Raw genomic sequence first — 24,916 nt, 5'->3', positions numbered from 1 at the left:
GGGGGGGCAACCCACCCAAGGATCGTAAAGGCTCTTACAGGCGCTCTCCGGGTCTCTGGCGCCAAGAACCGAAGCGGCCCTGGACGAGGTCATGGCCTGCATCGAAGGTCTCCGCACTTTCAGCCGCCCGACTGACTGCCTCCCGTAGCTCCTCCGCCTGATCGGTGCGCCTGGGATGGCATCGGCGCCCTTCCCTAGAATCCGGCAAGCAGCGTTCGAGTTACCCTCCAAGATGCGCGCCGCGAGAGTGGGGTGGTGGCAAGAAAGGGCGTTCACGGATACGTGATCGCCCTCGAAGCAGTCTGGCTCGCGCACCGCTATAGTGAAGGCATCACGAGCAGAATGGAGTGCATCGATGTCGCCCCCTTTTACACCTCTCACCCTGGCTGAACGCTGGAGCTGCAGCTCCGAAACCGTTCGTCAGCTTTGTAAATCAGGAAAGATCAAGAACTTCAGGGTCGGCAGACAGTTTCGCATCCCGGCGCAGGCAGTAGAGGAATATGAGCAGTGCATGAATACCGCATCGGTCGACTTCACGGTCGCTTCGTCGTCACTTGGCGAGAGGAAGATGGACGCAGACGCAGGTATCGTCTTGAAGCACGCAGCCTTGAAACCGCGGAAGCCGAAGCACGCGACATCATCCTCGCACAGACAGCGCGAACGAGTGAACTGACAGTGGAGGCAATCTGGAAAGCCTACAGCGAGACGGTCATAGGTCGCCCGGTTCACGAGAGCATGGAGTATACGGGTCGCTCGGTTTTGCCTTGGTTCGGTGCCTTCCGCCCTGATCAGATTGCTGTTCAGGACTGCAAGGCCTACATCGCGGACCGGAGACGCGCGGGCGTGAAGGATGGAACAATCTGGACGCAGCTCGGCAAGCTGAGAACCTGCTTGAACTGGGCAGAGAAGACAGGGTTGATCGAGCGAGCGCCTTATGTCGAGCGTCCCAGTAAGCCTGACCCCAAGGAAAGGTATCTGACGCGCCAGGAGATCCAGCGACTTCTCGAGACCGAATGCGCGCCGCACATCAAGCTCGCCATTAGACTGTTGCTCTCAACCGCCGCGCGGGTGACCGCGGTTTTGGAATTGACCTGGGATCGCGTGGACTTCGAGCGTCGCCAGATCAACCTCCGGACAGGCGAAGGGCAGAGGAAGGGGCGAGCCATCGTTCCGATGACTGATAGCCTCCGTCTGGCGCTTGTGGAAGCGAAGAAGGCAGCTTTGTCTGACCATGTAGTGGAATGGGCAGGGGGCCCCGTCAACACGATCAAGAAGGGCTTCAGAACCGCAGCGCTGGAAGCCGGCTTGCCTGACGTATCTCCGCATGTCCTGCGGCACACCGCAGCCGTGCACTTGGCGGAAGCGGGCAACTCGATGGACGAGATCGCTCAGTATCTCGGACATTCCGATTCGAGGATCACTGCGTCGACCTATGCTCGATACAGCCCCGAACACCTTCGTAAAGCAGCGAGGGCTCTGGAGTTCGACTAGGTGTCTGGTTCAACGAACCAGAGAGAACTGTCTCAGAAACGAACAAGGCGCCCGAGGGCGCCTTGTTTCATTGGTCGGAGTGAGAGGATTCGAACCTCCGGCCCCTGCCTCCCGAAGACAGTGCTCTACCAGGCTGAGCTACACTCCGACCGTGGCGGGCGGAATACCCCAGCCCGCCGACCTTGGCAAGGGTCATTGCGTGCTCTTTTGCACGGTTTTCTCGCGCCGCCTTATTGCCCTCAGAAGCGGCCCGATGCGCAGGCTGGTGCCGGTCTCGAACCGGGTGCGCGTGCGCAGCACCGGGGTGTTCTCGGACGCCTTGCCGCGGCCCTCGCGCAGCACGATGTAGACCCCCGACCCGATGATCAGCACCGCGCCCGCGAGCGTCATCTCGTCGGGCCATTCGTCGAAGATCAGCGCGCCGTAGAGCGTGGCCCAGATCAGCTGCGAGTACTGCATCGGCGCCACGATCACCGCCTCGCCGGCCCTGTAGGCCCCGATCAGCACGAAGGAGGCGATCAGCGCCAGCACCGCCATCACCCCGACCCCGCCGAGATGCTCGATCGGCATCGGCTGGTAGACGAAGGGCAGCGCGCAGGCCATCAGCACGACGTTGGTCATCATCGGGTAGAGTAGCAGCACCACCGAGCGCTCCTCGTGGCCGATCTTGCGCACCACGATCGAGGACAGCGAGCCGCAGCAGGCCGCCACCAGCGCCGCGGCGTGGCCAAGGGTCAGCTCGGTCGCGCCCGGACGCAGCACCACGATCACCCCGGCCAGTCCCACCAGCACCGCGATCCAGCGGCGCAGGCGCACCTGCTCGCCAAGGATGGGAATCGCCAGCACGGTGATCAGCAGCGGCTGGGCGAAGATAATCGCGTAGGTCTGGGCAAGCGGCAGCACCGAGAAGGCATAAAAGGCGCAGAGCCCGGTGATCACCGCCGAGACGGTGCGCAGCGCGGTCCACCACGGGTGGATCGGCCGCAGATGCCCCGGCGTGGTGTCGCGGATCAGCATGAGGCTGACCAGCGGGAAGCTGAACAGCACCGAGAAAAACACGATCTGGAACGGGCTGTAGACTGACCCCAGCAGCTTCACCACCACGTCATGGGCAGAATAGAGCGCGAAGGAGAGCAGCGCGAGAAGCGCGCCTTTGGCATTGTGACCCATGACGGTGATCGACTCTACAAAACGGAGATGACTCGAGCCTTACACCGCTTTGCGGGCTCAACAAGAGGTCGCTGCGCCCAAGCGCCGCGCTTGCGGCGGATTCGCACGAGTGCGATGATTTCGCGGGAGATCGTGGCATGAGCATCGAGATACTGAGCCTTCTCGGCGGCGTCGGACTGTTCCTGTTCGGGATGCAGTCGATGACCGGCGCGCTGCGCGAGATCGCCAGCCGGCAGATGCGCGCCATCCTCGCCCGCTTCACCACCTCGCCGCTGACCGGCGCGCTCTCGGGCGCGGCCACCACCGCGGTGATCCAGTCGTCCTCGGCCACGATGGTGACGGTGATCGGCTTCGTGGGCGCCGGACTCCTGAGCTTCCCGCAGGCCATCGGGGTGATCTACGGCGCCAATATCGGCACCACCATCACCGGCTGGATCGTGGCGCTGCTGGGGCTGAAGCTCTCGCTCGGCACCATCGCCCTGCCCGGGCTTCTGGTCGGCGCGCTCACCGCGACGATGGCGCGCGGACGGCTGGCGCGGCTCGGTGCGTTGCTGGCCGGGTTCAGCCTGATCTTCATCGGGCTCGACATGATGAAGGACGCCACCGCCGGCTTCGAGAGCTGGCTCTCACCCGAGATCCTGCCGCCCGACAGCTGGGCCGGTCGGGCGCTGCTGCTGCTCATCGGTGCGGGCGTGACGGTGGTGATCCAATCCTCGAGCGCCGGGGTGGCGACGACGCTGGTGCTGTTGTCCTCTGGCGCGATCACGCTCGGGCAAGGTGCAGCGCTGGTCATCGGCATGGATGTGGGCACCACCTTCACCGCGATCCTCGCCACCGTCGGCGGCTCGCGCGACATGCGCCGCACCGCCATCGCCCACACCGCCTACAACATCGTCACCGGCGCCGTGGCCTTTGCCATGCTGGGGCTCGTCGTGCCGCTGCTGTCGCGCGCCTTCGCCCCGGATGACCCCGCCGCGCTGGTGACATTCCACACCCTGTTCAACGTCATTGGCGCGCTGGTCATGCTGCCGGCCACCGCGCCCTTTGCACGGCTGATCGAGCGCCTCGTGCCGGGCCGCGCCGCCACACTCACCGAGACGCTCGACCGTCGCCTGCTGGGCGATGCCCACGCGGCGATGGACGGGGCCGGCGGCTGCGCCCTGCGCATTCGGCGCGCACTGTTCCGCGCCGCCGGAGACCATCTGCGTCCGCAGGGCGGGCCGCTGCCCGCGCAGGCGGTGCTGCGGCTGCAGCCCGCGCTCGACGACCTGCACGGCTTTCTGGCACGCATCAGCCCGGCGCCGGAAGATGCCCTTGCCGCCAACCGCTACGCGGCGCTTCTGCACCAATACGATCATCTGGCCCGGCTGGCCCACCGGCTTACCCGCGAAGACCAGATGCGCCCGCTGCTCGGCGACCCCGGCCTGCGCCGCCCGGCGCTCGCCCTTGGCGCGGCGCTGCGCTATGCGGCGGACGACCCGCCCCGCGCCGACGCCGCGCGACTGGAGCGGCTCGAACAGCTGATCACCGGGCGCACCCGGCGGCTGCGCCGCTCGGTGCTGCTGCGCGAACATGCGGGTCTCGTGGAGGTGCGCGACGTGTTCGGCCTCACCGATGCCATGCGCTGGCTCGGCCACGCCGCGCACCACGCTACGCGCGCCGCCCATTACGGCGACCTCGCCGCCAGCGACCGCCCCGAGACACCGGTCTCCGACCGTCTTCAGCGGGCCACCGCCAGATCCGACTGAGCCCGCAAACGACAACGGGCGACACCAAGGGTGCCGCCCGCGTCACATCAGATCGGTCAAGGGCCCTCAGGCCCGCGCACCTCAGAGGCTGGCGTCGAGCGCCGCGAGGATCGCGTCGCCCATGCCCGAGGTCGAGACCGGGGTCACGCCCTCTTCGCCCAGCAGGTCGGCGGTGCGGACACCGTCGGCGAGCACGGTCTCGATCGCCTTCTCAAGACGCTCGGCCTCGGCCCCCTGATCGAAGCTGTAGCGCAGCGCCATTGCGAAGGAGAGGATGCAGGCGATCGGGTTCGCCTTGCCCTGGCCTGCGATGTCCGGCGCCGAGCCGTGCACCGGCTCATAGAGCGCCTTGGGACGGCCGTTCTCCATCGGCGCACCGAGCGAAGCGGAGGGCAGCATGCCGAGCGAGCCGGTCAGCATCGCCGCGGCATCCGACAGCAGGTCACCGAAGAGGTTGTCGGTGACGATCACGTCGAACTGCTTGGGCCAGCGGCAGAGCTGCATGGCGCCAGCATCGGCGTACATGTGGCTGAGCTCGACCTCGGGGTAATCCTTGCCGACCTCGGTCACCACCTCGCGCCAGAGGATGCCCGATTCCATGACGTTGGCCTTCTCCATCGAGCAGACCTTCTTGCCGCGGCGCATGGCCAGCTCGAAGGCCGAGCGCGCGACGCGGTCGATCTCGGATTCGGTGTAGCGCTGGGTGTTGATGCCGACCCGCTCGTTGCCTTCCTCGAAAATGCCGCGCGGCTCGCCGAAATAGACGCCCGAAGTCAGCTCGCGCACGATCATGATATCGAGACCGGCGACCACGTCCTTCTTGAGCGACGAGAAATCCGCCAGCGCGTCGAAGCACTGGGCCGGGCGTAGGTTGGAGTAAAGGTCCATTTCCTTGCGCAGGCGCAGCAGGCCGCGCTCGGGCTTCACCGAGAAGTCGAGCACATCGTATTTCGGGCCACCCACGGCGCCGAGCAGGACGGCGTCGACCTCCTGCGCCTTGGCCATGGTGTCGTCATGCAGCGGCGTGCCGTGCGCGTCATAGGCCGCGCCGCCCACGAGGTCTTCGCTCACATCGAAGGCGAGGCCGCGCTTGTCGCCGTACCAGTCGATGATGCGGCGGACCTCGGCCATCACCTCGGGGCCGATGCCGTCGCCCGGCAGGATGAGAAGCGAAGGGTTGCTCATGGGAATATCCTCTCCTCGGAATGTCCCGATCCGCGTAGCCGCTGGGGGCGGGATGGTCAAGAAAGGCGGGGGTCGGCGCCGCCTGTCAGGGCAGATCGAGCGCCACCCAGACCAGCCGGTGCCGCTGCCCCTCGACGGCCGGGCGCACCCCGGCATCACGGACCGTCAGGCCGGCGGCGGGCAGGATGTAGCTTACCCGCATCGGCCCGGTCTGATCCCACGCCACCGTCGCCTCGCCCGGCAGCGGATCCTGCAGGCGCGGATCCTTCAGCAGGCCGCGCATCTCTTCTCGCAGGCCTTCGCCGCGCTCGGGGTCGAGATTGGCGTTGCCGATCAGCACGGGCAGGTCCGGCGGCACGCCAAACGCGCCGTCGAGATAGCGCCGCCACAGCGCCGCCTCGTCGGCGTTGCGCCGGCCGTTGCGATCCTCCGGCCCATCAAAGACCGGTGGCGTGGCGTTCCAGGCCAGCAGGCTCGGCCCCCCCTCGATCCCGATCACCCAATGTGCATCCGAGGACAGGCGCTGGACCTCGGCCGCAGGATCGCCCCCGCGCATCCGGCTGCGCGGCAGATCGCGCCAGAGCAGCGCCGTGAAGTCCGCCTTCAACTGCAACGGACGCGTCGACAGCAGCGCCATGCCGCCCTGCCCCGAGAACCATCCGTAGCCTTGCGCATCCCTCGGACCACCGAGACGACCGTCGCCATCGAGATCAAGCCCCGTTGGCACGCCGGTATTGGGCCTTTGCGCAAAGCGATGGGGATAGGACAGCCCCGCCTCCTCCAGCCGCGCGGCCAGTGCACCCAGCGCGACGAGATCGTGATCGAAGTCGATATCCGTGAGCAGCAACACGTCGGGGGCCACGGCGGCAACCTCGGCCACCAGCCCGGCGCCCTCGCCGTCGCGCAGATCGCGGAGCAGGAGCCCCGGCCCTTCGCGGGACAGGTCGGCGTTCCAGATGGCCAGCCGCAGCGGCTCGGCCAGCAGCGGCAAGGTCAGCCACAGCGACAGGAGAAGGCTCAGGCCGCCTGCAAATCCGCCTGCGCATAGGCGCGGCGGCGCTTTTCCTCGATCAGTTCGGCAATGCGCATCAGCGCGACGCCGCGCATGATCAGGCTTGCCGGCAGGAAGGCCCATGCGCTCGTGATCCAGATAAGGCTGTGGACGTTCGCCAAGGAGATCGGGGCAAACGCCTCTGACGCCAGTTTCATCAATGCCGGGATCAGGAATGGCAGAAGAAACCCTAAGGCGATGTTAACGTGGGCATCACGTTTCAGGCGGCGCAGCACGTCTCCGCCTGCGGTCGGATCGAAGAGCGGCAGGTTGACCCAGAAGTTGAAGGCGCCCTTCCGGATCGGCCAGTTCAGCACCCGCACGATCAGCACGAAGGTCACCGTCGCCAGCATGGACACGAGATAGGCAATCCCCGCATGGGTCCGGATCATGTCGACCTGCTCGAGCGTCATCTCCGCCGAGGCGCCGAGCACCATCAGCCGCACCGGCGAGTAAGGGAAATCGAGCACGTTCCCGATGCCCCGGCCAAGCGCGCGCAGGCCCTCGCTGAGCGCCGACGGGGACACCTCGCCGCGGCAGATCAGGGTCAGGATCAGCACCGTCGCAAAGAGCGCCAGGAAACGCAGCCGGTTGAACGGCGGCGCATCGCGGAACTCGATGATCGAGGGGTAATCGCCGATATACTCGACGAAGGTCAGCAGCGCGCCCACCAGCGCCAGAAGCGCGATCATCTGGGTCGCATCCGCCGTGGTCTGCGGCAGGAGCAACGCTGGCATTGCCACCAGCGACGCAATCAGGACGGCGCGCGTCCCGGCTTTCACCATACGCTTGATCAATCGTCTTGCCCCTTATGTCCGGCCGGGCACGGTTCTTTGCCATGCGCCTTGTTTTGCCAGACGCCGCCACGCGGACGGTATGCCTCAATATTGCCCAATTTTTGCCTACTTTCCCGAGCTGCGGCAAGGATCCATGCAGCAAAGGACTCGGATTCGGGCGGTTTCGTGTTCAGATCGGTGCGTTTTTGCATCAGACGCGCCTCGATTGTGGCGCCGACGCCAGCACCCACAAGATATGGACATGGGGCTCCGGAAACACGGAATAGGCGAATTCGCGAAGTGTTTGACCTACCGCAAGGCCAGTGCCCGTGGAAAGGTCTTTACCGAGCCCGACAGTTGCGAGCGGAACAGGAGGAAGACCACCATGCACCAGGCAATCAGCATGCAGGAGGCCGTGGAGATGATCCCCGACGGCGCCCGCGTGATGCTCTCGGGCTTCATGGGTGTCGGCACGCCCGACGGAATCGTGCGCGCGCTGGCCGAATCCGGCAAGCGCGACCTGACGATGATCGTGAACGATGCCGCGCGCCCCCATACCGGGGTCGGCCCGCTGGTCAGCGCCGGCTGCGTGAAGAAGTTCATCGGCAGCCACATCGGCGTGAACCCGGTGGTGCAGGAGAAGATGCAGGCCGGAGAGCTCGAGGTCGAACTGGTGCCGCAGGGCACCTTCGTCGAGCGCATCCGCGCCGCCGGCATGGGGCTTGGCGGCATCCTGACCCCGACAGGTCTTGGCACTTTGATTGCCGAGGGCAAACAGACCGTCGAGGTCGAGGGCAAGACCTATCTGCTGGAGCCACCTCTACGCGCCGATTTCGCACTGATCGCGGCACGAAGCTGCGACTATGTCGGCAACCTCGCCTACATGCTGTCGGCGACGAACTTCAATCCAATCATGGCGCTGGCCGGCGATGTGGTGATCGCCGAGCCGGAAGAGATCGTGCCGATCGGCGTGATCCCCCCGGACGCGGTCAAGACCCCGGGCGTGCTGGTCGACCACGTGATCAAGAGGGCGATGTGATGCGCGATTTCGAAACCATGGACCCGAAGGAAATCATCGCCCGCCGGGTGTCGCTCGAGATCCGGCCGAAATCGCTGGTCAATCTCGGCATCGGCATCCCGACGCTGGTCTCCGACCACCTCGACGAAAGCCTCGGCGTGTTCTTCCAGGCCGAGAACGGCGTGGTCGGCATGGGTCACCGCCCTCCCGAGGGCATGACAGACCGCCACCTGACCGATGCCGGCGGCACCTTCGTCTCCGCCGTGCCCGGCGCCTCGATCATCGACAGCGCCTTCTCCTTCGGGCTGATCCGCGGTGGCCATCTCGACCTGACGGTGCTGGGCGGGCTGCAGGTGGATGCCAAGGGCCATCTCGCCAACTGGATGATCCCGGGCAAGTTCGTTCCGGGCATGGGTGGCGCGATGGACCTCGTGACCGGCGCCAAGAAGGTCATCGTGGCGATGATCCACAGCGCCAAGGGCACCTCGAAGATCGTGCCGGAATGCACCTTGCCGGTCACCTCGCAGCGCTGCGTCGACCTGATCGTGACCGAGCTCGCCGTCATGCAGCCACGCGAAGACGGGCTGCACCTGCTCGAGACCGGCCCCGGCGTCACCGTCGAGCAGGTGGTCGCGGCGACTGACGCGGAGCTGGTGATCGGCGACGACGTGCCCGAAATGGACCTGTCGCGCACCGGCTGACCGCCGCGACAATGGGGGCGCTGCCCCCGCCGCCTGCGGCGCCTCCCCCGGGATATTTCAGGCCAGAAGACGCATGGGGCGAAGCGCTCCTGTCTTCTTCTGGCCAAAAATATCCCCGCCGGAGGCAGGCCGGGCGGTGCCAGAGGCGCAAGTCTTCAGAAAAGAGAAAGGCGGGGACACGCGGCCCCCGCCTTCCTGATCGCAGTCGCGATCGGCTCAGACCCAGGGGCGGCTCTGTCCGGCCTGCGCCTCGAAGCTGTCGATCGCGCCGACCTTCTCCATGGTCAGGCCGATATCGTCGAGCCCTTCCAGCAGGCAGTGCTTCTTGAAGCTGTCGATCTCGAAGCGGAATTCCTCACCGTCCGAGGTGGTCACGACCTGGTTCTCCAGGTCGATGGTCATGCGGGCGTTGGCGCCCTTCTCGGCGTCCTTCATCAGCACGTCCACGGCCTCCTGCGGCAGCACGATGGGCAGCATGCCGTTCTTGAAGCAGTTGTTGTAGAAGATGTCGGCGAAGGAGGTGGAGATCACCGCCTTGATACCGAAATCGGCCAGCGCCCAGGGGGCGTGCTCGCGCGAGGAGCCGCAGCCGAAATTGTCGCCCGCGACGAGGATCTGGGTCTCGCGGTAGGCCGGCTTGTTGAGCACGAAATCGGGGTTTTCCGAGCCGTCATCGAGGTAACGCATCTCGTCGAAGGCGTGCACGCCTAGGCCGGAGCGCTTGATCGTCTTCAGGAATTGCTTGGGGATGATCATGTCGGTGTCGATGTTGACCAGCGGCATCGGCGCCGCGATCCCGGTGAGTTTTTCGAATTTTTCCATCTCGGGGTCCTTTCGGAGGGCGGAACCGGCGCCGCAGGGCCGGCGTTTGCCGCCAGGATATACCAGGAGTTCAGCGATGTCTTACAGCGAAGGTAGCAAGGTCGAATGGGACTGGGGCAACGGCACCGGGACCGGCAAGGTCGTCAAGAAGTACACGCGCAAGACCACCCTCAAGATCAAGGGCAGCGAGGTCACGCGCGACGCCTCCGACGACGAACCAGCCTACCGGATCGAGCAGGAGGACGGCGACGAGGTGCTGAAGTCGGAAACCGAGCTTCGCAAGGCCTCGTGACCGCCTCCTGACCGGAGCCGGGGCCACGCCCCGGCCGTCAGGCCGTAACCGGTGCCTCCATCAGGTCGCGCACATCGGTCAGGTGACCGGTGAGCGCCGCTGCCGCCGCCATCTGGGGCGACATCAGGTGGGTGCGTCCGCCCTTGCCCTGACGGCCCTCGAAGTTGCGGTTCGACGTCGCCGCGCAACGCTCGCCGGGGGCCAGCTGGTCGGGGTTCATCGCAAGGCACATCGAACAGCCCGCCATGCGCCACTCGAAGCCCGCGTCGATGAAGATCTGCGCCAGGCCCTCTTCCTCGGCCTGGGCACGGACGAGGCCCGAGCCCGGCACGACCATGGCGCGCATGCCGTCCTTGACCTTCTTGCCCTTCAGGATCGCCGCCGCAGCGCGCAGATCCTCGATGCGGCCGTTGGTGCAGGAGCCGATGAACACCGTGTCGATCTTGATGTCGGTGAGCTTCTGACCGGCCTCGAGCCCCATGTATTGCAGCGCGCGCTTGGCCGCCTCGACCTTACCGCCAGTGAAGTCCTCGGGGGACGGCACGTTGGACGAGATGCCGAGCACGTCCTCGGGCGAGGTGCCCCAAGTCACGACCGGCTCGATGTCCTCGCCACGGATGGTGACGACCTTGTCCCAATGCGCGTCGTCATCGGAATAGAGCGTCTTCCACCACGACAGAGCGGCCTCGAACTGGGCGCCTTTCGGCGCGTGCGGGCGGCCCTTCACATATTCGAAGGTGGTTTCGTCGGGCGCGATCAGGCCGGCACGCGCGCCGCCCTCGATGGCCATGTTGCAAACCGTCATCCGGCCTTCCATCGACAGCGAGCGGATCGCCTCGCCGCAGTACTCGATGACATAGCCGGTGCCGCCGCCGGTGCCGGTGTGGCCGATGATCGACAGGGTGATGTCCTTGGCGGTGACGCCCGGGCGCAGCTGGCCGGTGATCTCGACCTTCATGTTCTTCGACTTGGACTGGATCAGCGTCTGCGTGGCGAGCACGTGCTCGACCTCGGAGGTGCCGATGCCATGCGCCAGCGCGCCGAAGGCGCCGTGGGTGGCCGTGTGGCTGTCGCCGCAGACCACGGTCATGCCCGGCAGGGTCCAGCCCTGCTCGGGGCCGACGATGTGAACGATGCCCTGGCGCACGTCGCTGACGGGGTAGTAGTTGACCCCGAAATCCTTGGCGTTCTTGTCGAGCGCCTCGACCTGGATGCGGCTTTCCTCGTTCTCGATGCCGTTCTCGCGGTCAACCGTGGTCGGCACGTTGTGGTCGGGAACGGCAATGGTGCGCTGCGGCGCGCGCACGGTGCGACCGGTCATCCGCAGGCCCTCGAAGGCCTGCGGCGAGGTCACCTCGTGCACGAGGTGGCGGTCGATATACAGAAGGCAGGTGCCGTCTTCGTCCTGCTGGACGACATGGGCGTCCCAGATCTTGTCGTAGAGTGTCTTGCCGGACATGGGTTCCTCTCCGGAATTGGGAATAGCTGGGCTGGGCGCGAGGCATCATTGTCCCGCGCCGGGGCGGGCGATGACAGGCTTATAGCCGCGCGAGCACCGTGAAGGTGGCGCCGTAGAACCGTTCACGCAGACGCGCGCGGTCGCCGAGGTCGAGAACCCGAGTCATGACAGGCGGGATACAAGGTCTCCCCGCCCCGATCAAGAGGGCGCCGCCGCAGCACGCAGGCACGCGCCCCGGAGCGCCACGCCACCCGGACCTGGCCTGGCGACACCCTTCCGGGCTGCAGCACCGCCCCGATGCTTGCCAAACCCTCGCCGAGGGCGCAGACGGGCAGGCATGGATGTGCGCCCGAACCCGCCGCTCGCCGCGGCCCTGACCCTGCTCGCCTCCGGCTTCGTCGCCGGCACCACCCTGCTGGCTAAGATGCTCGGCACCGACACGCTGGGACCGGCGCTGCACCCGCTGCAGGTCAGCCAGGGGCGCTTTGTCTTCGCCCTCATGGTGTTTTCCACCGCGGCGCTGATCCTGCGGCCGCAGATGACCCGGCCGGCGCTGCCGGTACACACGCTTCGGGTGCTGTTCGGCTGGGGCGGCGTGAGCTTCATGTTCGCCGCCGCTGCCTTCATCCCGCTCTCGGACGCCACCGCGATCAGCTTTCTCAACCCGGTGGTGGGGATGCTGCTGGCGATCCCGTTCCTCGGGGAAAAGATCGGCCGGGTGCGGGTCTCGGCGGCGGTGATCGCGCTGGTGGGGGCGATGATCCTGCTGCGCCCGACACCGCAGGCGTTCCAGCCGGCGGCACTTCTGGCGCTGGGGGCGGCGCTCTGCCTCGGGGCGGAGCTGGTGGTGATCAAGCGGCTCTCGGGGCGCGAAGGTGCGTTCCAGATCCTGCTGATCAACAATTTCATCGGCACCTGCATCGCCAGTGCCGCGGCCTTCGCGGTCTGGCAGATGCCGACCCCTGCACAGTGGGCGGCGCTCGCGGGCGTGGGCGTGCTGATGGCCTCGGCGCAGACCTGCTTCATCCAGGCCATCCGGCGCGCCGATGCCAGCTTCGTGTCGCCGTTCTGGTACGCCACGCTGGTCTTCGCGGCGCTTTACGATTTCCTGCTGTTCTCGGTGCGGCCCGATGCGATCTCGCTGCTCGGCGCGACCATCATCGTGGCCGGCGCCGGACTGCTGGCCTGGCGCGAGGCGCGGCTCAGGCCGGTTGGTCCTAGGCCTTCAGCCGCCAACCCGTCCGGAACAGCCCCCATGCCGCCAGCAACACCGCCGCCGTCGCGACCAGAGCGATGACGAAACCGAAGCCCGGGGTGCTGTCGCTGACCCCGATCATGCCGTAGCGGGCGCCGTCGATCAGGTAGAAGACCGGGTTCACGTGTGTGATCTCGTAAAGCCCCGGCGGCAGCGCCTCGACCGAGTAGAAGGTGCCCGACAGGAACGCCAGCGGCGTGACGATGAAGTTGGTGATCGCCGCCATCTGGTCGAACTTGTTGGCCCAGAGCCCGGCCAGCATCCCCATCGCCGACAGGAAGGCCGCGCCGAGGATCACGAAGACCAGCAGGATCAGCGGGTGCTGCGGCACCAGCCCGGTTGTCACGAAAAGCCCGGCCGAGATCGCCACGGCAACGATCAGCCCGCGCGCCACGCCGCCTGCGAGATACCCCAACACCAGCTCGAACGGTGCCAGCGGCGGCATCAGCGTGTCGACGATGTTGCCCTGCACCTTGGAGACCACGATCGAGGAAGAGGTGTTGGCAAAGGCGTTCTGGATCACCGTCATCATCAGGATCCCCGGCGCGATGAAGTCGGTGAAGGGCACGCCCATCACGTCTCCGCGACGGGGACCGATGGCGATGGTGAAGATCATCAGGAACAGCCCGGCGGTGACCAGCGGCGCCAGCAGCGTCTGGGTCCAGACGTTGACGAAGCGCATCACCTCGCGGCTGCAGAGCGTGTAGAGCCCGAGCCAGTTCACCTGCCCGAAGCGGCGTTCGCCGGGATCTCTGTGCGGATAATCGGTCATGCGTGGGCCTTTCCTCTGCGGGCTTGGCTTGTAACTCGGAATGCGATGACTACAATAGGGCCACCCGCGGAATTTCCAGGCGGTCCGGTTAGAGGGCCGCCTTTTTCAATGAGGATACGTCATGTCCTGGACCGATGAGCGCGTCGAGCTGCTTAAGAAGATGTGGGCGGAGGGACAATCCGCCAGCCAGATCGCGAAAGAGCTCGGCGGTGTCACGAGAAATGCCGTGATCGGCAAGGTCCACCGCCTCGGTCTGTCGAACCGGACCGGCTCCGGTGCTGCACCGGCGGCCGCCGCGGCACCCGCCAAGGAGGCGAAGCCGGTCAAGGACGCCAAGCCGGCGCCCAAGCCGAAGCCCGCTCCGGCGGCGCCTGCGGCCGAGACTGCGCCGCGCGAAGAGGCGGCGTCCGTGCCCGAGACCCGTCCGGCCGTGTCGCCGGCGCGCAAGCAGATCATTCCGGCCGGCCAGCCGCTGCCGCCGCAGCCTTCGGCCAACGAGATCAGCCCCGAGGCCCTGGCCAAGGTCAGCGAGATCGAGAAGAAGGCCAAGCGCCTGACGCTGATGGAGCTGACCGAGCGCACCTGCAAGTGGCCGGTGGGCGACCCCGCGACCGAGGATTTCTGGTTCTGCGGCCTGCCCGTGCAGCAGGGCAAGCCCTATTGCGAGGCGCATGTGGGCGTGGCGTTCCAGCCGATGTCGTCGCGCCGCGACCGTCGCCGCTGAGGCGCGTCTCCGTCTCCAGAAACGAGAGCAGCGCGCCAGAGCACCGGCCGAGTTCATCGGCCGGGACAACTCTGGCCGTGCATGACACGGCCCATGGCAGGTTAACTGGTTGATGCGCAATGCGTCTTTGCGCGACCGTGCGCTGTGGTGCGTGGCATTGTGGGGGCTGCCGGCCCGACGCGTCGATGCCGCCCCCCCCCCTGATCCATGCGGCCGGCGAAGGCCGAGCTCAACGGCAGGGAAAGCACAAAAAAAGCGGGAACGTCGAGGATCGACGCTCCCGCCAGTTGGACCCCGGGACGCAGGCGGTGCATCCACCGGGGCGGCAATTCAGTTCGCTCGGATCATCGCGCAGCACGTCGGCGCCGCCCCCGAGGGGAGTTTGGCAGAGGCGTCTCGATGACGAGCGGGGGACGGGCGAGTGGACTGTCTGTCAGACCCTCCCGGACGGTTGCAGCGCGGTTGCGAACGAACCGGCACAGCCTTTCCGGGCCACACCCGACCGGGTGCGGTTGACGATATCCATCGTTTTCATGACGACACTGCTCCACTCGTGGCCACCGGTTTTTATCGTTTGGCGGCCTTTATTTTCTGGTAACTGACTACCGCAACGGGACACGCGCCACCAGTGCCTATCGGCGCCGCGCCGCCCCCGGCCCCCGTCGGCGCCGGGATTGTTGTCGAAAATCAACACCCCTCCCCGGCCCGCCCTGCCCCTTGGAATCACCCCGCAGGCGTCGGAAAGCAAAGCAATAAAGGGCGCGGGCGGCTTGACTTCACCGCCTCGTGCGCAAGGTTGAGCGAGAGGGGCTGTGCATCAGCAAACAGTTTCGTTGCTTGCCCCGCCCGACCGAAGCACGCATTACCCACGCGTGACGATAAGACCACAGAGGCAAGACGAGGAGAGACGGCGTGCGAGACGCGACGGCGACACGGCAAGAGGGCACGGCATGAGCCAGATCCCGCAGAGCTTCGATCCTGCCGGAGCCGATCCCCGCGCCTTCCGCAACGCTCTGGGGCAGTTCGTCACCGGGGTCACCGTGGTCACCTGTGCCACCAAGGACGGCCCGATCGGCATCACCGCCAACAGCTTCGCCAGCGTCTCGCTTGACCCGCCACTGGTGCTGTGGTCGCCGGCGAAGGACTCGCAGCGCTACGCCTCGTTCATGGCCGCCGAGCGCTTTGCCATTCACGTGCTGAGCCGCGATCAGGCCGCGCTCTGCCGCGGTTTTGCCCGCAATGCAGAGTCCTTCGATCTCGCCGACTGGTCCGCGAGCGCCGACGGTGTGCCGTTGATCGAGGGCTGCCTCGCGCGGTTCGAGTGCAGCACCGAGGCGCAGCACGATGCGGGCGATCACTCCATCGTCGTGGGACGGGTGCTGCGGGTGACAACCCATCCCGGTGCGCCGCTGACGTTCTCGGCCGGCGTGTTCGGCGCCTTCACCCCAGACTGAGGCGCGGCTAGCCCGCCTTCTTGAGCAGCTGCTTGATGACCGGCTGCTTTTGCGGCTTGTCGACCAGCGACAGCAGCATCTCGGCCAGTTCCGGCTCCTGCACCCGCTTGGCGGCGGCCTTTGGTGTGAACCAGTGCCGCGTGCGCTCGTTGCGCTCTTTCCAACGCCGCTTCAGCTTGTCGACGATCATCGGATAGACATCGACCCGGCAGGGCAGGCTGGTGCCATCGTCGAGCCCCTTGTCGTAATGGAACGTGCCGATGATTTCCTTGCCGATATGCCCGACGGCCCCGGCCTCTTCCAGCGCCTCGATCTCGGCGGCGGCCCAGGGCTTCTTGCCGTCCATCAGCCAGCCTTTCGGCATCACCCAGCGCCCGGTATCGCGAGACGTGACCATGAGGACATGAAGGTTGCCCTTCTTGTCCCAATGCATGGGAAGGGCGCCGATCTGCTCGCCTATATCGGTCATGAGGCTCCGTTTATCTGCTCTAAAGTGTTTTACTGAAATACAGCCTGTCCGTAGATAAAGTATGACACTTTCATGATGTGACGACGTTTATTTTGCCGCCCGACCCCAACCCGGCGTCAATCATGTGAAAATCTCGCCCCCGAGCGGCGCTGAAATCCCCCGAGCTCCCCTGAAATCGGTTTCCCCCGCAATGCGGAAGCGGCTAGGGTCCGCCCGTCGACTACTGCCTCGCGAGGAAGCGAAATGACCGAATATGCCGGACGCCTGCGGCTGGGCGTCAACATCGACCACGTCGCCACCGTGCGCAACGCCCGCGGCAGCGCCTATCCGTGCCCGCTGCGCGCCGCGAAGATCGCCGAAGAGGCCGGTGCCGACGGCATCACCGCCCACCTGCGCGAGGATCGCCGGCACATCTCGGATGCCGATATCGACGGGCTGATGGAGACGCTGTCGCTGCCGCTCAACCTCGAAATGGCGGCCACCGAGGAGATGCAGGCCATCGCGCTGCGCCACAAGCCGCACGCGGTCTGCATCGTCCCCGAGAAACGCGAGGAGCGCACCACCGAGGGCGGGCTCGAGGTGGCAAAGGACGAGAACCGTCTGGCGCATTTCATCGAGCCGCTGCGCGCGGCGGGCTGCCGGCTGTCGCTGTTCATCGGTGCCGACGAGACGCAGGTCGCGGCATCGGCGCGGATCGGCGCGGCGGTGGTCGAGCTGCACACCGGCGCCTATTGCGATTTTCACTACGAGGGCAAGTTTGCCGAGCGCGATGCGGAGCTCGAACGCCTGCGCGAGATGGCGGCCTATGCCCATTCGCTGGGGCTTGAGGTCCATGCCGGGCACGGGCTGACTTACGAGACCGTCGCCCCGATCGCGCAGATCCCGGCGATCGTGGAGTTGAATATCGGGCACTTCCTGATCGGTGAAGCGCTGTTCCGCGGCCTTGGCCCCTCCATCGAGGAGATGCGCCGGCTGATGGACGACGCCCGCGCATGACGCCGACCACGGCAGAACGCGAGACGCTCGACGCGGTGATCGCCGCCGCGCTCGAGCGCTTCAGCCCCGGCGAGGGACCGGTCTTCACCGCCGCCGTGCTGCGCGGCGACGAGGTTCTGGCGCTCTCGGCCAACGAGGTCTCCGAGCGCTGCGATGCCTCGCGCCATGCCGAGATCGTCGCCATCGAGACCGCCAGCCGCAAGCTTGGCAGCACCAAGCTCGACGGCTGCACCCTGATCGCGTCGATGCAGCCCTGCGAGATGTGCCTCGCGGCGATGCGCTGGGCCGGGATCGACCGGCTGGTCTTTGCCATGACACAGGAGCTGGCGCCGACGTTCTTCCAGTTCCCCAGCCTCACCATCGCCGACTATGCCCGCGCCTGCGATCACGCCTTCGACTGGCATGGCGGGCTCGGCGCCGAGCGGCTGAGCCAGATCTACCGGGGCGAGGCATGATCCTCGGCATCGGCACCGACCTGGCCAATATCGAGCGCATCGAGCGCACGCTCGCGCGCTTCGGCGACCGCTTCCGCAACCGGGTCTTCACCGAGACCGAGCAGACGAAAGCCGAGCGTCGCAAGGACGTGGCCGGCACCTATGCCAAGCGGTGGGCCGCCAAGGAGGCCTGCTCCAAGGCGCTCGGCACCGGTCTGCGCATGGGCATCGCGTGGAAGGACATGGCGGTCACCAACCTGCACACCGGACAGCCGGTGATGGCGGTGACCGGCTGGGCGCAGGAACGACTGGAGAGCATGACCCCGCCGGGTCACGAGGCGATCATCCACGTCACGCTGACCGACGATCACCCCTGGGCGCAGGCCTTCGTGGTGATCGAGGCACGCCCGATCCAGAGCTGACCCCTCGACAGGTGCGCGCCCGCCGGGGCGCGCACCGAAAGTCCTCAGCCCCGAATGATCCGGTTGACGTGGCCCATCTTGCGCCCGGCCTTCACGGCGTCCTTGCCGTAGAGATGGATCGCGGTGTCGGCCTCGGTCGCCAGTTCCGGCAGCTTGTCGAGATCGTCGCCGATCAGGTTCTCCATCTGCACGTCGGCAAAGCGGCTGCCATCGCCCAGAGGCCAGTTGGCCACGGCGCGGATGTGCTGCTCGAACTGGTCGATGGTGCAGCCGTTCTGGGTCCAGTGGCCGGAATTGTGCACCCGAGGCGCGATCTCGTTCACCAGAAGCCCCTGCGGCGTGACAAAGAGCTCCACCCCCATCACGCCGACATAGTTCAACGCGTTGAGGATCTTGGCCGCCAGCAGCACCGCGTCGGTGCGCTGCGCCTGCGACAGCCGCGCCGGCACCGTGGTGGTGCGCAGGATGCCCTCGCTGTGGATGTTCTCGCCCGGATCGAAGCAGGCCACGGCGCCGTCGGCGCTGCGGGCCGCGATCACCGAGATCTCGCAGGAGAACTCGACGAAGCCCTCGAGGATCGCCGGTGCGCCGCGCATCTCCTCGAGCGCTGCTGCCGCCTCCTCGGGCGTGTTGATCCGCGCCTGCCCCTTGCCGTCATAGCCGAAGCGGCGGGTCTTGAGGATCGACGGCGTGCCGATGATCTCGAGCGCCTGTGTCAGGCTCTCGGCATCGGTGATGTCTGCGAAGGGCGCGGTCTTGAGCCCGAGATCGGTGAGGAAGGTCTTTTCCGTCAGCCGGTCCTGACTCACCCGCAGCGCCTCGCGTCCGGGGCGGATCGGGCACAGCGCCTGCAGCGTATCGAGCGCCGCGGTGGGGATGTTTTCGAACTCGTAGGTGATGACATCGACCGAAGCGGCAAAGGCCTCGAGCGCGGCAGTGTCCTCGTAGGGCGCGGTGGTCACCGCGTCGGCCACGTGACCGGCGGGCGGGGCCTCGCCGGGCTCGTAGACGTGGCAGCGCAGGCCCAGTCGGCTGGCCGCGACCGAGAGCATGCGGCCCAGCTGTCCGCCGCCGAGAATGCCGATGGTGGCGCCCTGTCGAAGTGGTTCGGTCATGTCAGCCTCCGGAATCGTGGTCTTGCGCCGCTTCTTGCGCGAAACGAAGCCGCTGACAAGCCGCGCCGGCGGATCAGTCGCGCACCGGCTCGTCGGGAATCGAGGCCGAGAGCGCCGCGCGCCACGCGTCGAGGCGCTCGGCCAGCGCCGGATCCTGCAACGCGAGGATGCCCGCCGCCATCAGCCCGGCATTGGCCGCACCGGCGCCGCCGATGGCCATGGTGCCGACCGGGAAGCCGCGCGGCATCTGCAGGATGGAATAGAGGCTGTCGACGCCCGACAGCGCCTTGGTCTGCACCGGCACGCCGATCACCGGCACGCGGGTTTTCGATGCCATCATGCCCGGCAGGTGCGCGGCACCACCGGCGCCCGCGATGATGACCTGAAGGCCGCGCCCGGCGGCCTCCTTGCCATAGGTCCAGAGCCGGTCCGGCGTGCGGTGGGCCGAGACGATCTTGACCTCGTAGGCCACGCCCAACTCGTCGAGCATCCGCGCCGCCTCTTCCATCGTCGGCCAGTCCGACTGGCTGCCCATGATGATGCCGACCTTGACCGTGTCTTCCGCCATTTCCTGCCCTGACCTCTCGCAAAAAGAAGCCCGCACTATAGCGGCTGGCCGCCCCGTGTCCATGCGTCAGGGGCGGCCGTTTTGCACCGTCTTAGTCGCCGATCTTGTCCTGCGTCCTGGTCTCGAAATCCGAGGCCGCGTGACGCTCGCGCAGCTGCTCGCTGGGCTCGCCGCTCATGGCGTTGACCATGCGTCCGCGCTGCACCGCCGGGCGCGCGCCGACCTCGTCGGCCCAGCGGATGACGTTCTTGTAGCTCTGCACGTCGAGGAACTCGCCCGCGTCATAGGAGCCGCCCTTCACGGTGCGGCCATACCAGGGCCAGATCGCCATGTCGGCGATGGTGTAATCGTCACCGGTGATGAACTTGCGCTCGGCCAGCGCCCGGTCGAGCACGTCGAGCTGGCGCTTCACCTCCATGGTGAAACGGTCGATCGGGTATTCCATCTTGTAGGGGGCGTAAGCGTAGAAATGCCCGAAGCCGCCGCCGAGGTAGGGCGCGCTGCCCATCTGCCAGAACAGCCACGACAGCATCTCGGCGCGGTTCTCGGGCGCGCCCAGGAAGGCACCGAACTTCTCCGCGAGGTGCATAAGGATGGCGCCGGATTCGAACACCCGCACCGGCTTGTCGCCCGAGCGGTCGAGCAGCGCCGGGATCTTGGAATTCGGGTTGATGTCGACGAAGCCCGAGCCGAACTGGTCGCCATCGCCGATCTTGATCAGCCACGCGTCGTACTCGGCCTGCGAGAAGCCAGCTTCGAGCAGCTCTTCGAACAGGATCGTCACCTTCTGGCCGTTCGGCGTGGCAAGACTGTAGAGCTGGAACGGATGCTCACCGACCGGCAGCTCCTTGTCATGGGTCGCACCGGCGATGGGGCGGTTGAGCGAGCCCCAGGTGCCGCCATTGTCCTTTTCCCATTTCCAGACCTTGGGCGGGGTGTACTCTTCGGTCATGTCTGCGTTTCCCTTGCGCTGTTTGGGCGGAAGGTAACGTCACTGAGCAGGAATGCCAGTGCCGCCCCTGTGCGGAGGGGCACAGGCAGGTCGCGCGAGGCCGCGCAGCCCTTCCCGGCAAGCGAATTTCCGGCGGCTCTGTCGCATTTGCGGGCGCCGCCCTATCTATGGGCCATGACGATGCTCCCCCCCTCCCTTCAGGGCTGGTTCGACCGGCGCGGCTGGCAGATCCATCCGCACCAGCAAGAGATGCTGGCCCACGCCTCTGATCCGTGCCTGCTGCTGATCGCGCCCACGGGGGGCGGCAAGACGCTGGCGGGTTTCCTGCCGACGCTGGCCGAGCTCGCCGAGGTGCCGCGCGAGGGGCTGCACACGCTCTACATCTCGCCGCTGAAGGCGCTGGCCGCCGACATCCGGCGCAACCTGCTGATCCCCATCGAAGAGGCGGGTCTGCCGATCCGCGTCGAGGACCGCACCGGCGACACGCCGTCCTCACGCAAGCGACGGCAGCGCGCCGACCCGCCGCAGATCCTGCTGACCACGCCCGAGAGCCTCGCCCTGCTGACCTCCTACGAGGATGCGCCGCGGATGTTCGCCGGGCTGCAGCGCGTGGTCGTCGACGAGATCCACGCGCTGGCGGAAAGCAAGCGCGGCGACCAGCTGATGCTGGCGCTGGCGCGATTGCAGGACATGTGCCCGGGGCTGCGGCGGGTGGGGCTCTCGGCCACGGTCGAGGACCCTCAGGCCATCGCCCGGCTGCTGGCGCGCCATCCCGATCCCTGCGAGATCCTGCAGGCCGATCCCGGCCCCGAACCCAACATCTCGATGCTGGTCACCGACGAGGCGCCGCCCTGGTCCGGCGGCGGCGCGGCCTATGCCATCCCGGCTGTGCTCGAGCAGGTCAAGCAGCACAAGACCACGCTGATCTTTCACAACACCCGCGCCCAGGCCGAGATCTTCTTTCACAACCTCTGGCTCGCCAACGAGGACGCGCTGCCCATCGGCATCCACCACGGCTCGCTCGATCGCGGCCAGCGCGAGAAGGTCGAGGCGGCGATGGTGCGCGGCGAGCTGCGGGCCATCGTCTGCACCGGCTCGCTCGACCTCGGGATCGACTGGGGCGATGTGGATCTGGTGATCCAGATCGGCGCGCCGAAGAACGTCAAGCGGCTGGTGCAGCGCATCGGGCGCGCCAATCACCGCTACAATGCGCCGTCGAAGGCGCTGTTGGTGCCGGCCAACCGCTTCGAGGTGGTGGAATGCGTCGCAGCGCTCGAGGCGGTGAAGGATCGCGAGCTCGACGGCGAATGGCGCGGGCGCGGCCCGCGCGACGTGCTCTGCCAGCATATCCTCATCGCCGCCTGCGCCGGGCCGTTCGACTCCGATGCCCTCTACGACGAGATGACACAGGCCGGCGCCTATGCCGACCTGAACCGCGCCGAGTTCGACGCCTGCCTCGCCTTCTGCGCCACCGGCGGGTACGCGCTGCGCGCCTATGACCGCTGGCAGCGGCTGTTGCAGCGAGAAGACGGGCTCTGGCAGCTGCGCGACCCGCGCTCGGCTGCCCGCATCCGGCAGAATATCGGCACCATTCAGGACACCGACACGCTCAAGGTGCGCTGGCGCGGCCGCGGCGGCGCACCGCTGGGCGAAATCGAGGAAGGCTTCGCCGCCTCGCTGAGCCGGGGCGACACCTTCCTGATCGGGGGCCAGATCGTGCGCTACGAGGGGCTGCGCGAGATGACCGTCGAGGTTTCGCGCGATGCTGCGAGAAAGCCCAAGATCGCCACCTTCAACGGCACCAAGTTCGCCACCTCGACACAACTGTCGCAGCGCATCCTGCGCATGTTCGGGCAAGAGCGCTGGCCCGAGCTGCCGGACCACACCGCCGAGTGGCTGGGCCTTCAGCGCGAGGTCAGCCGCCTGCCCGAACCTGGCCGCCTGCTGATCGAGAGCTTTCCGCATGACGGCCGCGAGCAGCTCGTGGCCTATGGCTTTGCCGGGCGCAACGCCATGCAAACGCTGGGCCTTCTGCTGACCAAGCGGATGGAGGAAGAGGGGCTGGCGCCGATGGGCTTCGTCGCCTCGGATTACGCGGTGCTGATCTGGGGGCTCGATGCGGTCACCGATCCCAAGCCGCTCTTCGACCTCGCCAAGCTCGAGGCCGGACTCGAGACATGGTTGCAGGGCAACGCTGTGATGAAGCGCACCTTCCGCGCCTCGGCCACCATCGCCGGGCTGATCGAGCGCAACACCGGCGGCCAGCGCAAGAGCGGACGGCAGGCGACGATGTCCTCGGACATCCTCTATGACACGCTGGTGAAATACGACCCTGACCACCTGTTGTTGCAGATCACCCGCGAGGAAGCGATGCGCGGGCTGGTGGATTTCAGCCGCATCCGCGAGATGTGCGAACGGGTCGAGGATCGCATCGACCTGCTGCGCCTGAGCCGCGTCTCGCCACTCTCGGCGCCGCTGTTCCTCGAGCCGGGGCGCATCCCGATCGCCGGGATGGCCGATGAACGGCTGCTGCAGGAAGAGGTCTCGGCGCTGCTTAATGAGGCAGGATTGTCGCAGCTACCCGGCTCGATGGTCGCGTCCTAGCCGGGTTTGCGCGAACAGGGGGGAAACTCTGCAATCGGGGTTTACCCCGCGACGCTTGCGGCTGTATCAGCCGAGTGGATCGAAGACAAAAGCGATGACGCAGAACAGCCACAAAGAGAAAAAAAAAGCGCCAGCTGCCTCGTGGCTGGTGGATCGCCCCCGGTCTGCTGATCGGAGGCTTGTTGTGGTTCTTCATCATCAAGGGCGTGATCGCCCTCGTCCACCTCGTCGCCGGCTGAACTGAGCGTCCCCGGCCCTTGCTTCGTGCGAACGGTTCGGCCATTCAGGCCCCATGGAACAGGCCATGAACACCCTTCCCTTCCGGTTTCGCGACGCCATGCTCGCGGCGCTGCCCTCGGGAGCGCTGCACTGGCCCGATGAGCGGCTGCTGGTGGTCTCGGACCTGCATTTCGGCAAATCCGCCCGGCTCTCGGCCGTGGGCGGTGCCGCCCTTCCACCCTACGAGACCCGCGACACGCTGCTGCGGCTCGAGGCGGATCTCGAGGCCACCGGGGCCGAGCGGGTGATCTGCCTCGGCGACAGCTTCGACACCGCGCAGGTCGAGGGCGAACTGCCCGAGGCGGACCGGGTGTGGATCGCCCGCCTGCAGGCAGGGCGCAGCTGGGTGTGGATCGAGGGCAACCACGATCCGGGACCGGTGGCGCTTGGCGGTGCCCATCTGGCCGAGCTGCGGATCGGAGGGCTGCTGTTCCGGCACATCGCCACGCACGGCGCGGCAGGCGAGGTCTCGGGGCATTACCATCCCAAGGCACGGCTGAAGCTGCGCGGGAGGACGCTGTCGCGTCCCTGTTTCCTGTTCGACGCCGTCCGGCTGATCCTGCCGGCCTATGGCGCCTATACCGGGGGTCTGCGCAGCGACAGCGCGGCGCTCTGCGATCTGATGGCCAGGGATGCCCGCGCCATCCTCACCGGCCCGCGCCCCGTCGCCATCCCGATGCCGCGCTGAGGGCTTGCCAAGGGGGCCTTGCCGTGGCCCCTTGGGCGGCATGGAGATCGACACCCGCATCCGCGAGAGCTTTGCCCGGCAGGGCATGATGACCACGCTCGGCGCCCGGCTGGTCGCCGTGACGCCCGGCGCCGTCGAGATCGAGGCCGCGATCACGCCCGAAACCTCGCAGCAGCATGGCTTCGCCCACGCAGCGCTGGCCTTCGCGCTCGGCGACAGCGCGGCGGGATACGCGGCGCTTACGGTGATGCCAGAGGACCGCGAGGTGGTGACCTCCGAGATGAAGATCCACCTGCTTGCCCCGGCGCGCGGCGCGCGGCTGATCGCCCGCGGTCGGGTGGTGAAGCCCGGGCGGAGGCTGGTGATCGTGACGGCGGATGTCTACGCGGTGACGGCCGGGGTCGAGACCCACGCGGCGCTGCTCACCGGGACGATGGTTCCGGTCTGAGCGAAACCGCCGGGACAAGCAGG

General features: G+C 66.9%; 26 protein-coding genes, 1 tRNA gene and 1 pseudogene. 15 read left to right on the top strand and 13 right to left on the bottom strand.

From position 1 onward, the window contains the following. Positions 1-355 precede the first annotated feature (355 nt). Positions 356-490: pseudogene (locus tag JF542_RS24600) on the top strand (excisionase family DNA-binding protein); the annotation flags it as partial. A 17-nt stretch (positions 491-507) separates the two neighbouring features. Next, the gene (locus JF542_RS11195; protein WP_207075897.1) at positions 508-1,491 is read left to right on the top strand and encodes a tyrosine-type recombinase/integrase; all 984 of its coding nucleotides are present in this window, start codon (positions 508-510) and stop codon (positions 1,489-1,491) included. 71 nt (positions 1,492-1,562) lie between these two features. On the opposite strand, the gene JF542_RS11190 is transcribed toward JF542_RS11195, so the two are convergent. Next, positions 1,563-1,639: transfer RNA gene (locus tag JF542_RS11190), tRNA-Pro, on the bottom strand. A 44-nt stretch (positions 1,640-1,683) separates the two neighbouring features. Then, a complete protein-coding gene (locus JF542_RS11185) occupies positions 1,684-2,661 on the bottom strand; it encodes a DMT family transporter (RefSeq protein WP_207075896.1) in 978 nt (325 codons plus the stop codon). Positions 2,662-2,798: 137 nt separating this feature from the next. Here JF542_RS11185 and JF542_RS11180 point away from each other — a divergent pair, with 137 nt between their 5' ends. Then, positions 2,799-4,409 (top strand): Na/Pi cotransporter family protein, encoded by a 1,611-nt coding sequence (locus JF542_RS11180; RefSeq protein ID WP_207075895.1) that lies wholly within the window; start codon positions 2,799-2,801, stop codon positions 4,407-4,409. A gap of 81 nt (positions 4,410-4,490) precedes the next feature. On the opposite strand, the gene leuB is transcribed toward JF542_RS11180, so the two are convergent. The 4 genes from leuB to JF542_RS11160 all read right to left on the bottom strand — a co-directional run bounded on the left by leuB (position 4,491) and on the right by JF542_RS11160 (position 7,633). Then, positions 4,491-5,594 carry a 3-isopropylmalate dehydrogenase gene (gene leuB / locus JF542_RS11175; protein WP_007794263.1) on the bottom strand — a complete coding sequence of 368 codons (1,104 nt, stop codon included), beginning with the start codon at positions 5,592-5,594 and terminating at the stop codon, positions 4,491-4,493. An 85-nt stretch (positions 5,595-5,679) separates the two neighbouring features. After that, positions 5,680-6,585: an endonuclease/exonuclease/phosphatase family protein gene (locus JF542_RS11170; protein WP_207075894.1), complete on the bottom strand. Its 906-nt coding sequence runs from the start codon at positions 6,583-6,585 to the stop codon at positions 5,680-5,682. Positions 6,586-6,611: 26 nt separating this feature from the next. After that, positions 6,612-7,430, bottom strand: a complete 819-nt coding sequence (locus JF542_RS11165) for a hypothetical protein (RefSeq protein WP_207076011.1) — start codon at positions 7,428-7,430, stop codon at positions 6,612-6,614. An 8-nt stretch (positions 7,431-7,438) separates the two neighbouring features. After that, entirely contained in the window at positions 7,439-7,633 is a 195-nt protein-coding gene (locus JF542_RS11160) for a hypothetical protein (protein WP_207075893.1), read from the bottom strand. A gap of 173 nt (positions 7,634-7,806) precedes the next feature. Between JF542_RS11160 and JF542_RS11155 the strand changes: the two genes are divergently transcribed. Beyond that, positions 7,807-8,460 carry a CoA transferase subunit A gene (locus tag JF542_RS11155; RefSeq protein WP_007794271.1) on the top strand — a complete coding sequence of 218 codons (654 nt, stop codon included), beginning with the start codon at positions 7,807-7,809 and terminating at the stop codon, positions 8,458-8,460. Continuing rightward, positions 8,460-9,140 carry a 3-oxoacid CoA-transferase subunit B gene (locus JF542_RS11150; RefSeq protein WP_007794274.1) on the top strand — a complete coding sequence of 227 codons (681 nt, stop codon included), beginning with the start codon at positions 8,460-8,462 and terminating at the stop codon, positions 9,138-9,140. The genes JF542_RS11155 and JF542_RS11150 overlap by 1 nt, the downstream gene beginning before the upstream one ends. 216 nt (positions 9,141-9,356) lie before the next feature. On the opposite strand, the gene leuD is transcribed toward JF542_RS11150, so the two are convergent. Next, entirely contained in the window at positions 9,357-9,962 is a 606-nt protein-coding gene (gene leuD, locus JF542_RS11145; RefSeq protein ID WP_007794277.1) for a 3-isopropylmalate dehydratase small subunit, read from the bottom strand. Positions 9,963-10,038: 76 nt separating this feature from the next. Here leuD and JF542_RS11140 point away from each other — a divergent pair, with 76 nt between their 5' ends. Next, positions 10,039-10,254, top strand: a complete 216-nt coding sequence (locus JF542_RS11140) for a hypervirulence associated TUDOR domain-containing protein (RefSeq protein ID WP_207075892.1) — start codon at positions 10,039-10,041, stop codon at positions 10,252-10,254. A gap of 37 nt (positions 10,255-10,291) precedes the next feature. On the opposite strand, the gene leuC is transcribed toward JF542_RS11140, so the two are convergent. Continuing rightward, entirely contained in the window at positions 10,292-11,713 is a 1,422-nt protein-coding gene (gene leuC / locus JF542_RS11135; RefSeq protein ID WP_007794282.1) for a 3-isopropylmalate dehydratase large subunit, read from the bottom strand. A 337-nt stretch (positions 11,714-12,050) separates the two neighbouring features. On the opposite strand from leuC, the gene JF542_RS11130 reads away from it, so the two are divergent. Further along, positions 12,051-13,010 (top strand): DMT family transporter, encoded by a 960-nt coding sequence (locus JF542_RS11130; protein WP_207075891.1) that lies wholly within the window; start codon positions 12,051-12,053, stop codon positions 13,008-13,010. Here JF542_RS11130 and JF542_RS11125 read toward each other — a convergent pair. Continuing rightward, positions 12,931-13,740 carry an ABC transporter permease gene (locus JF542_RS11125; protein WP_007794290.1) on the bottom strand — a complete coding sequence of 270 codons (810 nt, stop codon included), beginning with the start codon at positions 13,738-13,740 and terminating at the stop codon, positions 12,931-12,933. The two genes, JF542_RS11130 and JF542_RS11125, sit on opposite strands and share 80 nt — an antisense overlap. A gap of 121 nt (positions 13,741-13,861) precedes the next feature. Here JF542_RS11125 and JF542_RS11120 point away from each other — a divergent pair, with 121 nt between their 5' ends. Continuing rightward, on the top strand, positions 13,862-14,464 hold the full coding sequence (locus tag JF542_RS11120) for a GcrA family cell cycle regulator (RefSeq protein WP_007794294.1): 603 nt from the start codon (positions 13,862-13,864) through the stop codon (positions 14,462-14,464). A 950-nt stretch (positions 14,465-15,414) separates the two neighbouring features. Continuing rightward, entirely contained in the window at positions 15,415-15,918 is a 504-nt protein-coding gene (locus JF542_RS11115) for a flavin reductase family protein (RefSeq protein ID WP_007794297.1), read from the top strand. Between the two features lie 7 nt (positions 15,919-15,925). Here the strand turns inward: JF542_RS11115 and JF542_RS11110 are convergent, their stop codons facing one another. Then, positions 15,926-16,387: an NUDIX hydrolase gene (locus JF542_RS11110; RefSeq protein ID WP_207075890.1), complete on the bottom strand. Its 462-nt coding sequence runs from the start codon at positions 16,385-16,387 to the stop codon at positions 15,926-15,928. Positions 16,388-16,630: 243 nt separating this feature from the next. Here JF542_RS11110 and JF542_RS11105 point away from each other — a divergent pair, with 243 nt between their 5' ends. From JF542_RS11105 to acpS, 3 genes are read left to right on the top strand one after another with little or no spacing between them, the layout of a single operon-like run. Next, positions 16,631-17,383 (top strand): pyridoxine 5'-phosphate synthase, encoded by a 753-nt coding sequence (locus tag JF542_RS11105; protein ID WP_007794304.1) that lies wholly within the window; start codon positions 16,631-16,633, stop codon positions 17,381-17,383. Continuing rightward, positions 17,380-17,838 carry a nucleoside deaminase gene (locus JF542_RS11100; RefSeq protein WP_207075889.1) on the top strand — a complete coding sequence of 153 codons (459 nt, stop codon included), beginning with the start codon at positions 17,380-17,382 and terminating at the stop codon, positions 17,836-17,838. Before JF542_RS11105 ends, JF542_RS11100 begins: the two co-directional genes overlap by 4 nt. Next, positions 17,835-18,239: a holo-ACP synthase gene (gene acpS, locus JF542_RS11095; protein WP_207075888.1), complete on the top strand. Its 405-nt coding sequence runs from the start codon at positions 17,835-17,837 to the stop codon at positions 18,237-18,239. The genes JF542_RS11100 and acpS overlap by 4 nt, the downstream gene beginning before the upstream one ends. Positions 18,240-18,283: 44 nt before the next feature. Here acpS and JF542_RS11090 read toward each other — a convergent pair whose 3' ends face one another. From JF542_RS11090 to yghU, 3 genes are all read right to left on the bottom strand, one after another. Next, positions 18,284-19,354, bottom strand: coding sequence for a 5-(carboxyamino)imidazole ribonucleotide synthase (locus JF542_RS11090; protein ID WP_207075887.1), 1,071 nt, complete (start codon positions 19,352-19,354; stop codon positions 18,284-18,286). Positions 19,355-19,427: 73 nt separating this feature from the next. Next, positions 19,428-19,922: a 5-(carboxyamino)imidazole ribonucleotide mutase gene (gene purE, locus JF542_RS11085; protein WP_207075886.1), complete on the bottom strand. Its 495-nt coding sequence runs from the start codon at positions 19,920-19,922 to the stop codon at positions 19,428-19,430. Between the two features lie 91 nt (positions 19,923-20,013). Next, on the bottom strand, positions 20,014-20,874 hold the full coding sequence (gene yghU, locus JF542_RS11080; protein WP_207075885.1) for a glutathione-dependent disulfide-bond oxidoreductase: 861 nt from the start codon (positions 20,872-20,874) through the stop codon (positions 20,014-20,016). Between the two features lie 174 nt (positions 20,875-21,048). Here yghU and JF542_RS11075 point away from each other — a divergent pair, with 174 nt between their 5' ends. The 3 genes from JF542_RS11075 (at position 21,049) to JF542_RS11065 (ending at position 24,893) form a co-directional block, all read left to right on the top strand. Then, on the top strand, positions 21,049-23,478 hold the full coding sequence (locus JF542_RS11075) for a ligase-associated DNA damage response DEXH box helicase (RefSeq protein ID WP_207075884.1): 2,430 nt from the start codon (positions 21,049-21,051) through the stop codon (positions 23,476-23,478). Between the two features lie 304 nt (positions 23,479-23,782). Beyond that, positions 23,783-24,445, top strand: a complete 663-nt coding sequence (gene pdeM / locus JF542_RS11070) for a ligase-associated DNA damage response endonuclease PdeM (RefSeq protein ID WP_207075883.1) — start codon at positions 23,783-23,785, stop codon at positions 24,443-24,445. Positions 24,446-24,485: 40 nt separating this feature from the next. Next, positions 24,486-24,893, top strand: a complete 408-nt coding sequence (locus JF542_RS11065; protein WP_007794328.1) for a PaaI family thioesterase — start codon at positions 24,486-24,488, stop codon at positions 24,891-24,893. Positions 24,894-24,916 lie beyond the last annotated feature (23 nt).

This window comes from Salipiger bermudensis (assembly GCF_017309175.1).
GTDB classification, from domain to species: domain Bacteria; phylum Pseudomonadota; class Alphaproteobacteria; order Rhodobacterales; family Rhodobacteraceae; genus Salipiger; species Salipiger bermudensis.
This window is presented reverse-complemented; position numbering and strand designations above follow the sequence as displayed.

Bases quoted from the DNA above. Each gene is read 5' to 3' on its own strand.
- JF542_RS11115 (WP_007794297.1), top strand. From the start codon at position 15,415: ATGAGCCAGATCCCGCAGAGCTTCGATCCTGCCGGAGCCGATCCCCGC.
- JF542_RS11120 (WP_007794294.1), top strand. From the start codon at position 13,862: ATGTCCTGGACCGATGAGCGCGTCGAGCTGCTTAAGAAGATGTGGGCG.
- JF542_RS11185 (WP_207075896.1), bottom strand. From the start codon at position 2,661: ATGGGTCACAATGCCAAAGGCGCGCTTCTCGCGCTGCTCTCCTTCGCG.
- JF542_RS11090 (WP_207075887.1), bottom strand. From the start codon at position 19,354: ATGACCGAACCACTTCGACAGGGCGCCACCATCGGCATTCTCGGCGGC.
- JF542_RS11100 (WP_207075889.1), top strand. From the start codon at position 17,380: ATGACGCCGACCACGGCAGAACGCGAGACGCTCGACGCGGTGATCGCC.
- JF542_RS11110 (WP_207075890.1), bottom strand. From the start codon at position 16,387: ATGACCGATATAGGCGAGCAGATCGGCGCCCTTCCCATGCATTGGGAC.
- purE (WP_207075886.1), bottom strand. From the start codon at position 19,922: ATGGCGGAAGACACGGTCAAGGTCGGCATCATCATGGGCAGCCAGTCG.
- leuD (WP_007794277.1), bottom strand. From the start codon at position 9,962: ATGGAAAAATTCGAAAAACTCACCGGGATCGCGGCGCCGATGCCGCTG.
- JF542_RS11125 (WP_007794290.1), bottom strand. From the start codon at position 13,740: ATGACCGATTATCCGCACAGAGATCCCGGCGAACGCCGCTTCGGGCAG.
- JF542_RS11140 (WP_207075892.1), top strand. From the start codon at position 10,039: ATGTCTTACAGCGAAGGTAGCAAGGTCGAATGGGACTGGGGCAACGGC.
- pdeM (WP_207075883.1), top strand. From the start codon at position 23,783: ATGAACACCCTTCCCTTCCGGTTTCGCGACGCCATGCTCGCGGCGCTG.
- JF542_RS11105 (WP_007794304.1), top strand. From the start codon at position 16,631: ATGACCGAATATGCCGGACGCCTGCGGCTGGGCGTCAACATCGACCAC.
- JF542_RS11180 (WP_207075895.1), top strand. From the start codon at position 2,799: ATGAGCATCGAGATACTGAGCCTTCTCGGCGGCGTCGGACTGTTCCTG.
- JF542_RS11160 (WP_207075893.1), bottom strand. From the start codon at position 7,633: ATGCAAAAACGCACCGATCTGAACACGAAACCGCCCGAATCCGAGTCC.
- JF542_RS11130 (WP_207075891.1), top strand. From the start codon at position 12,051: ATGGATGTGCGCCCGAACCCGCCGCTCGCCGCGGCCCTGACCCTGCTC.
- yghU (WP_207075885.1), bottom strand. From the start codon at position 20,874: ATGACCGAAGAGTACACCCCGCCCAAGGTCTGGAAATGGGAAAAGGAC.
- acpS (WP_207075888.1), top strand. From the start codon at position 17,835: ATGATCCTCGGCATCGGCACCGACCTGGCCAATATCGAGCGCATCGAG.
- leuC (WP_007794282.1), bottom strand. From the start codon at position 11,713: ATGTCCGGCAAGACACTCTACGACAAGATCTGGGACGCCCATGTCGTC.
- JF542_RS11155 (WP_007794271.1), top strand. From the start codon at position 7,807: ATGCACCAGGCAATCAGCATGCAGGAGGCCGTGGAGATGATCCCCGAC.
- JF542_RS11065 (WP_007794328.1), top strand. From the start codon at position 24,486: ATGGAGATCGACACCCGCATCCGCGAGAGCTTTGCCCGGCAGGGCATG.
- leuB (WP_007794263.1), bottom strand. From the start codon at position 5,594: ATGAGCAACCCTTCGCTTCTCATCCTGCCGGGCGACGGCATCGGCCCC.
- JF542_RS11075 (WP_207075884.1), top strand. From the start codon at position 21,049: ATGACGATGCTCCCCCCCTCCCTTCAGGGCTGGTTCGACCGGCGCGGC.
- JF542_RS11150 (WP_007794274.1), top strand. From the start codon at position 8,460: ATGCGCGATTTCGAAACCATGGACCCGAAGGAAATCATCGCCCGCCGG.
- JF542_RS11165 (WP_207076011.1), bottom strand. From the start codon at position 7,430: ATGGTGAAAGCCGGGACGCGCGCCGTCCTGATTGCGTCGCTGGTGGCA.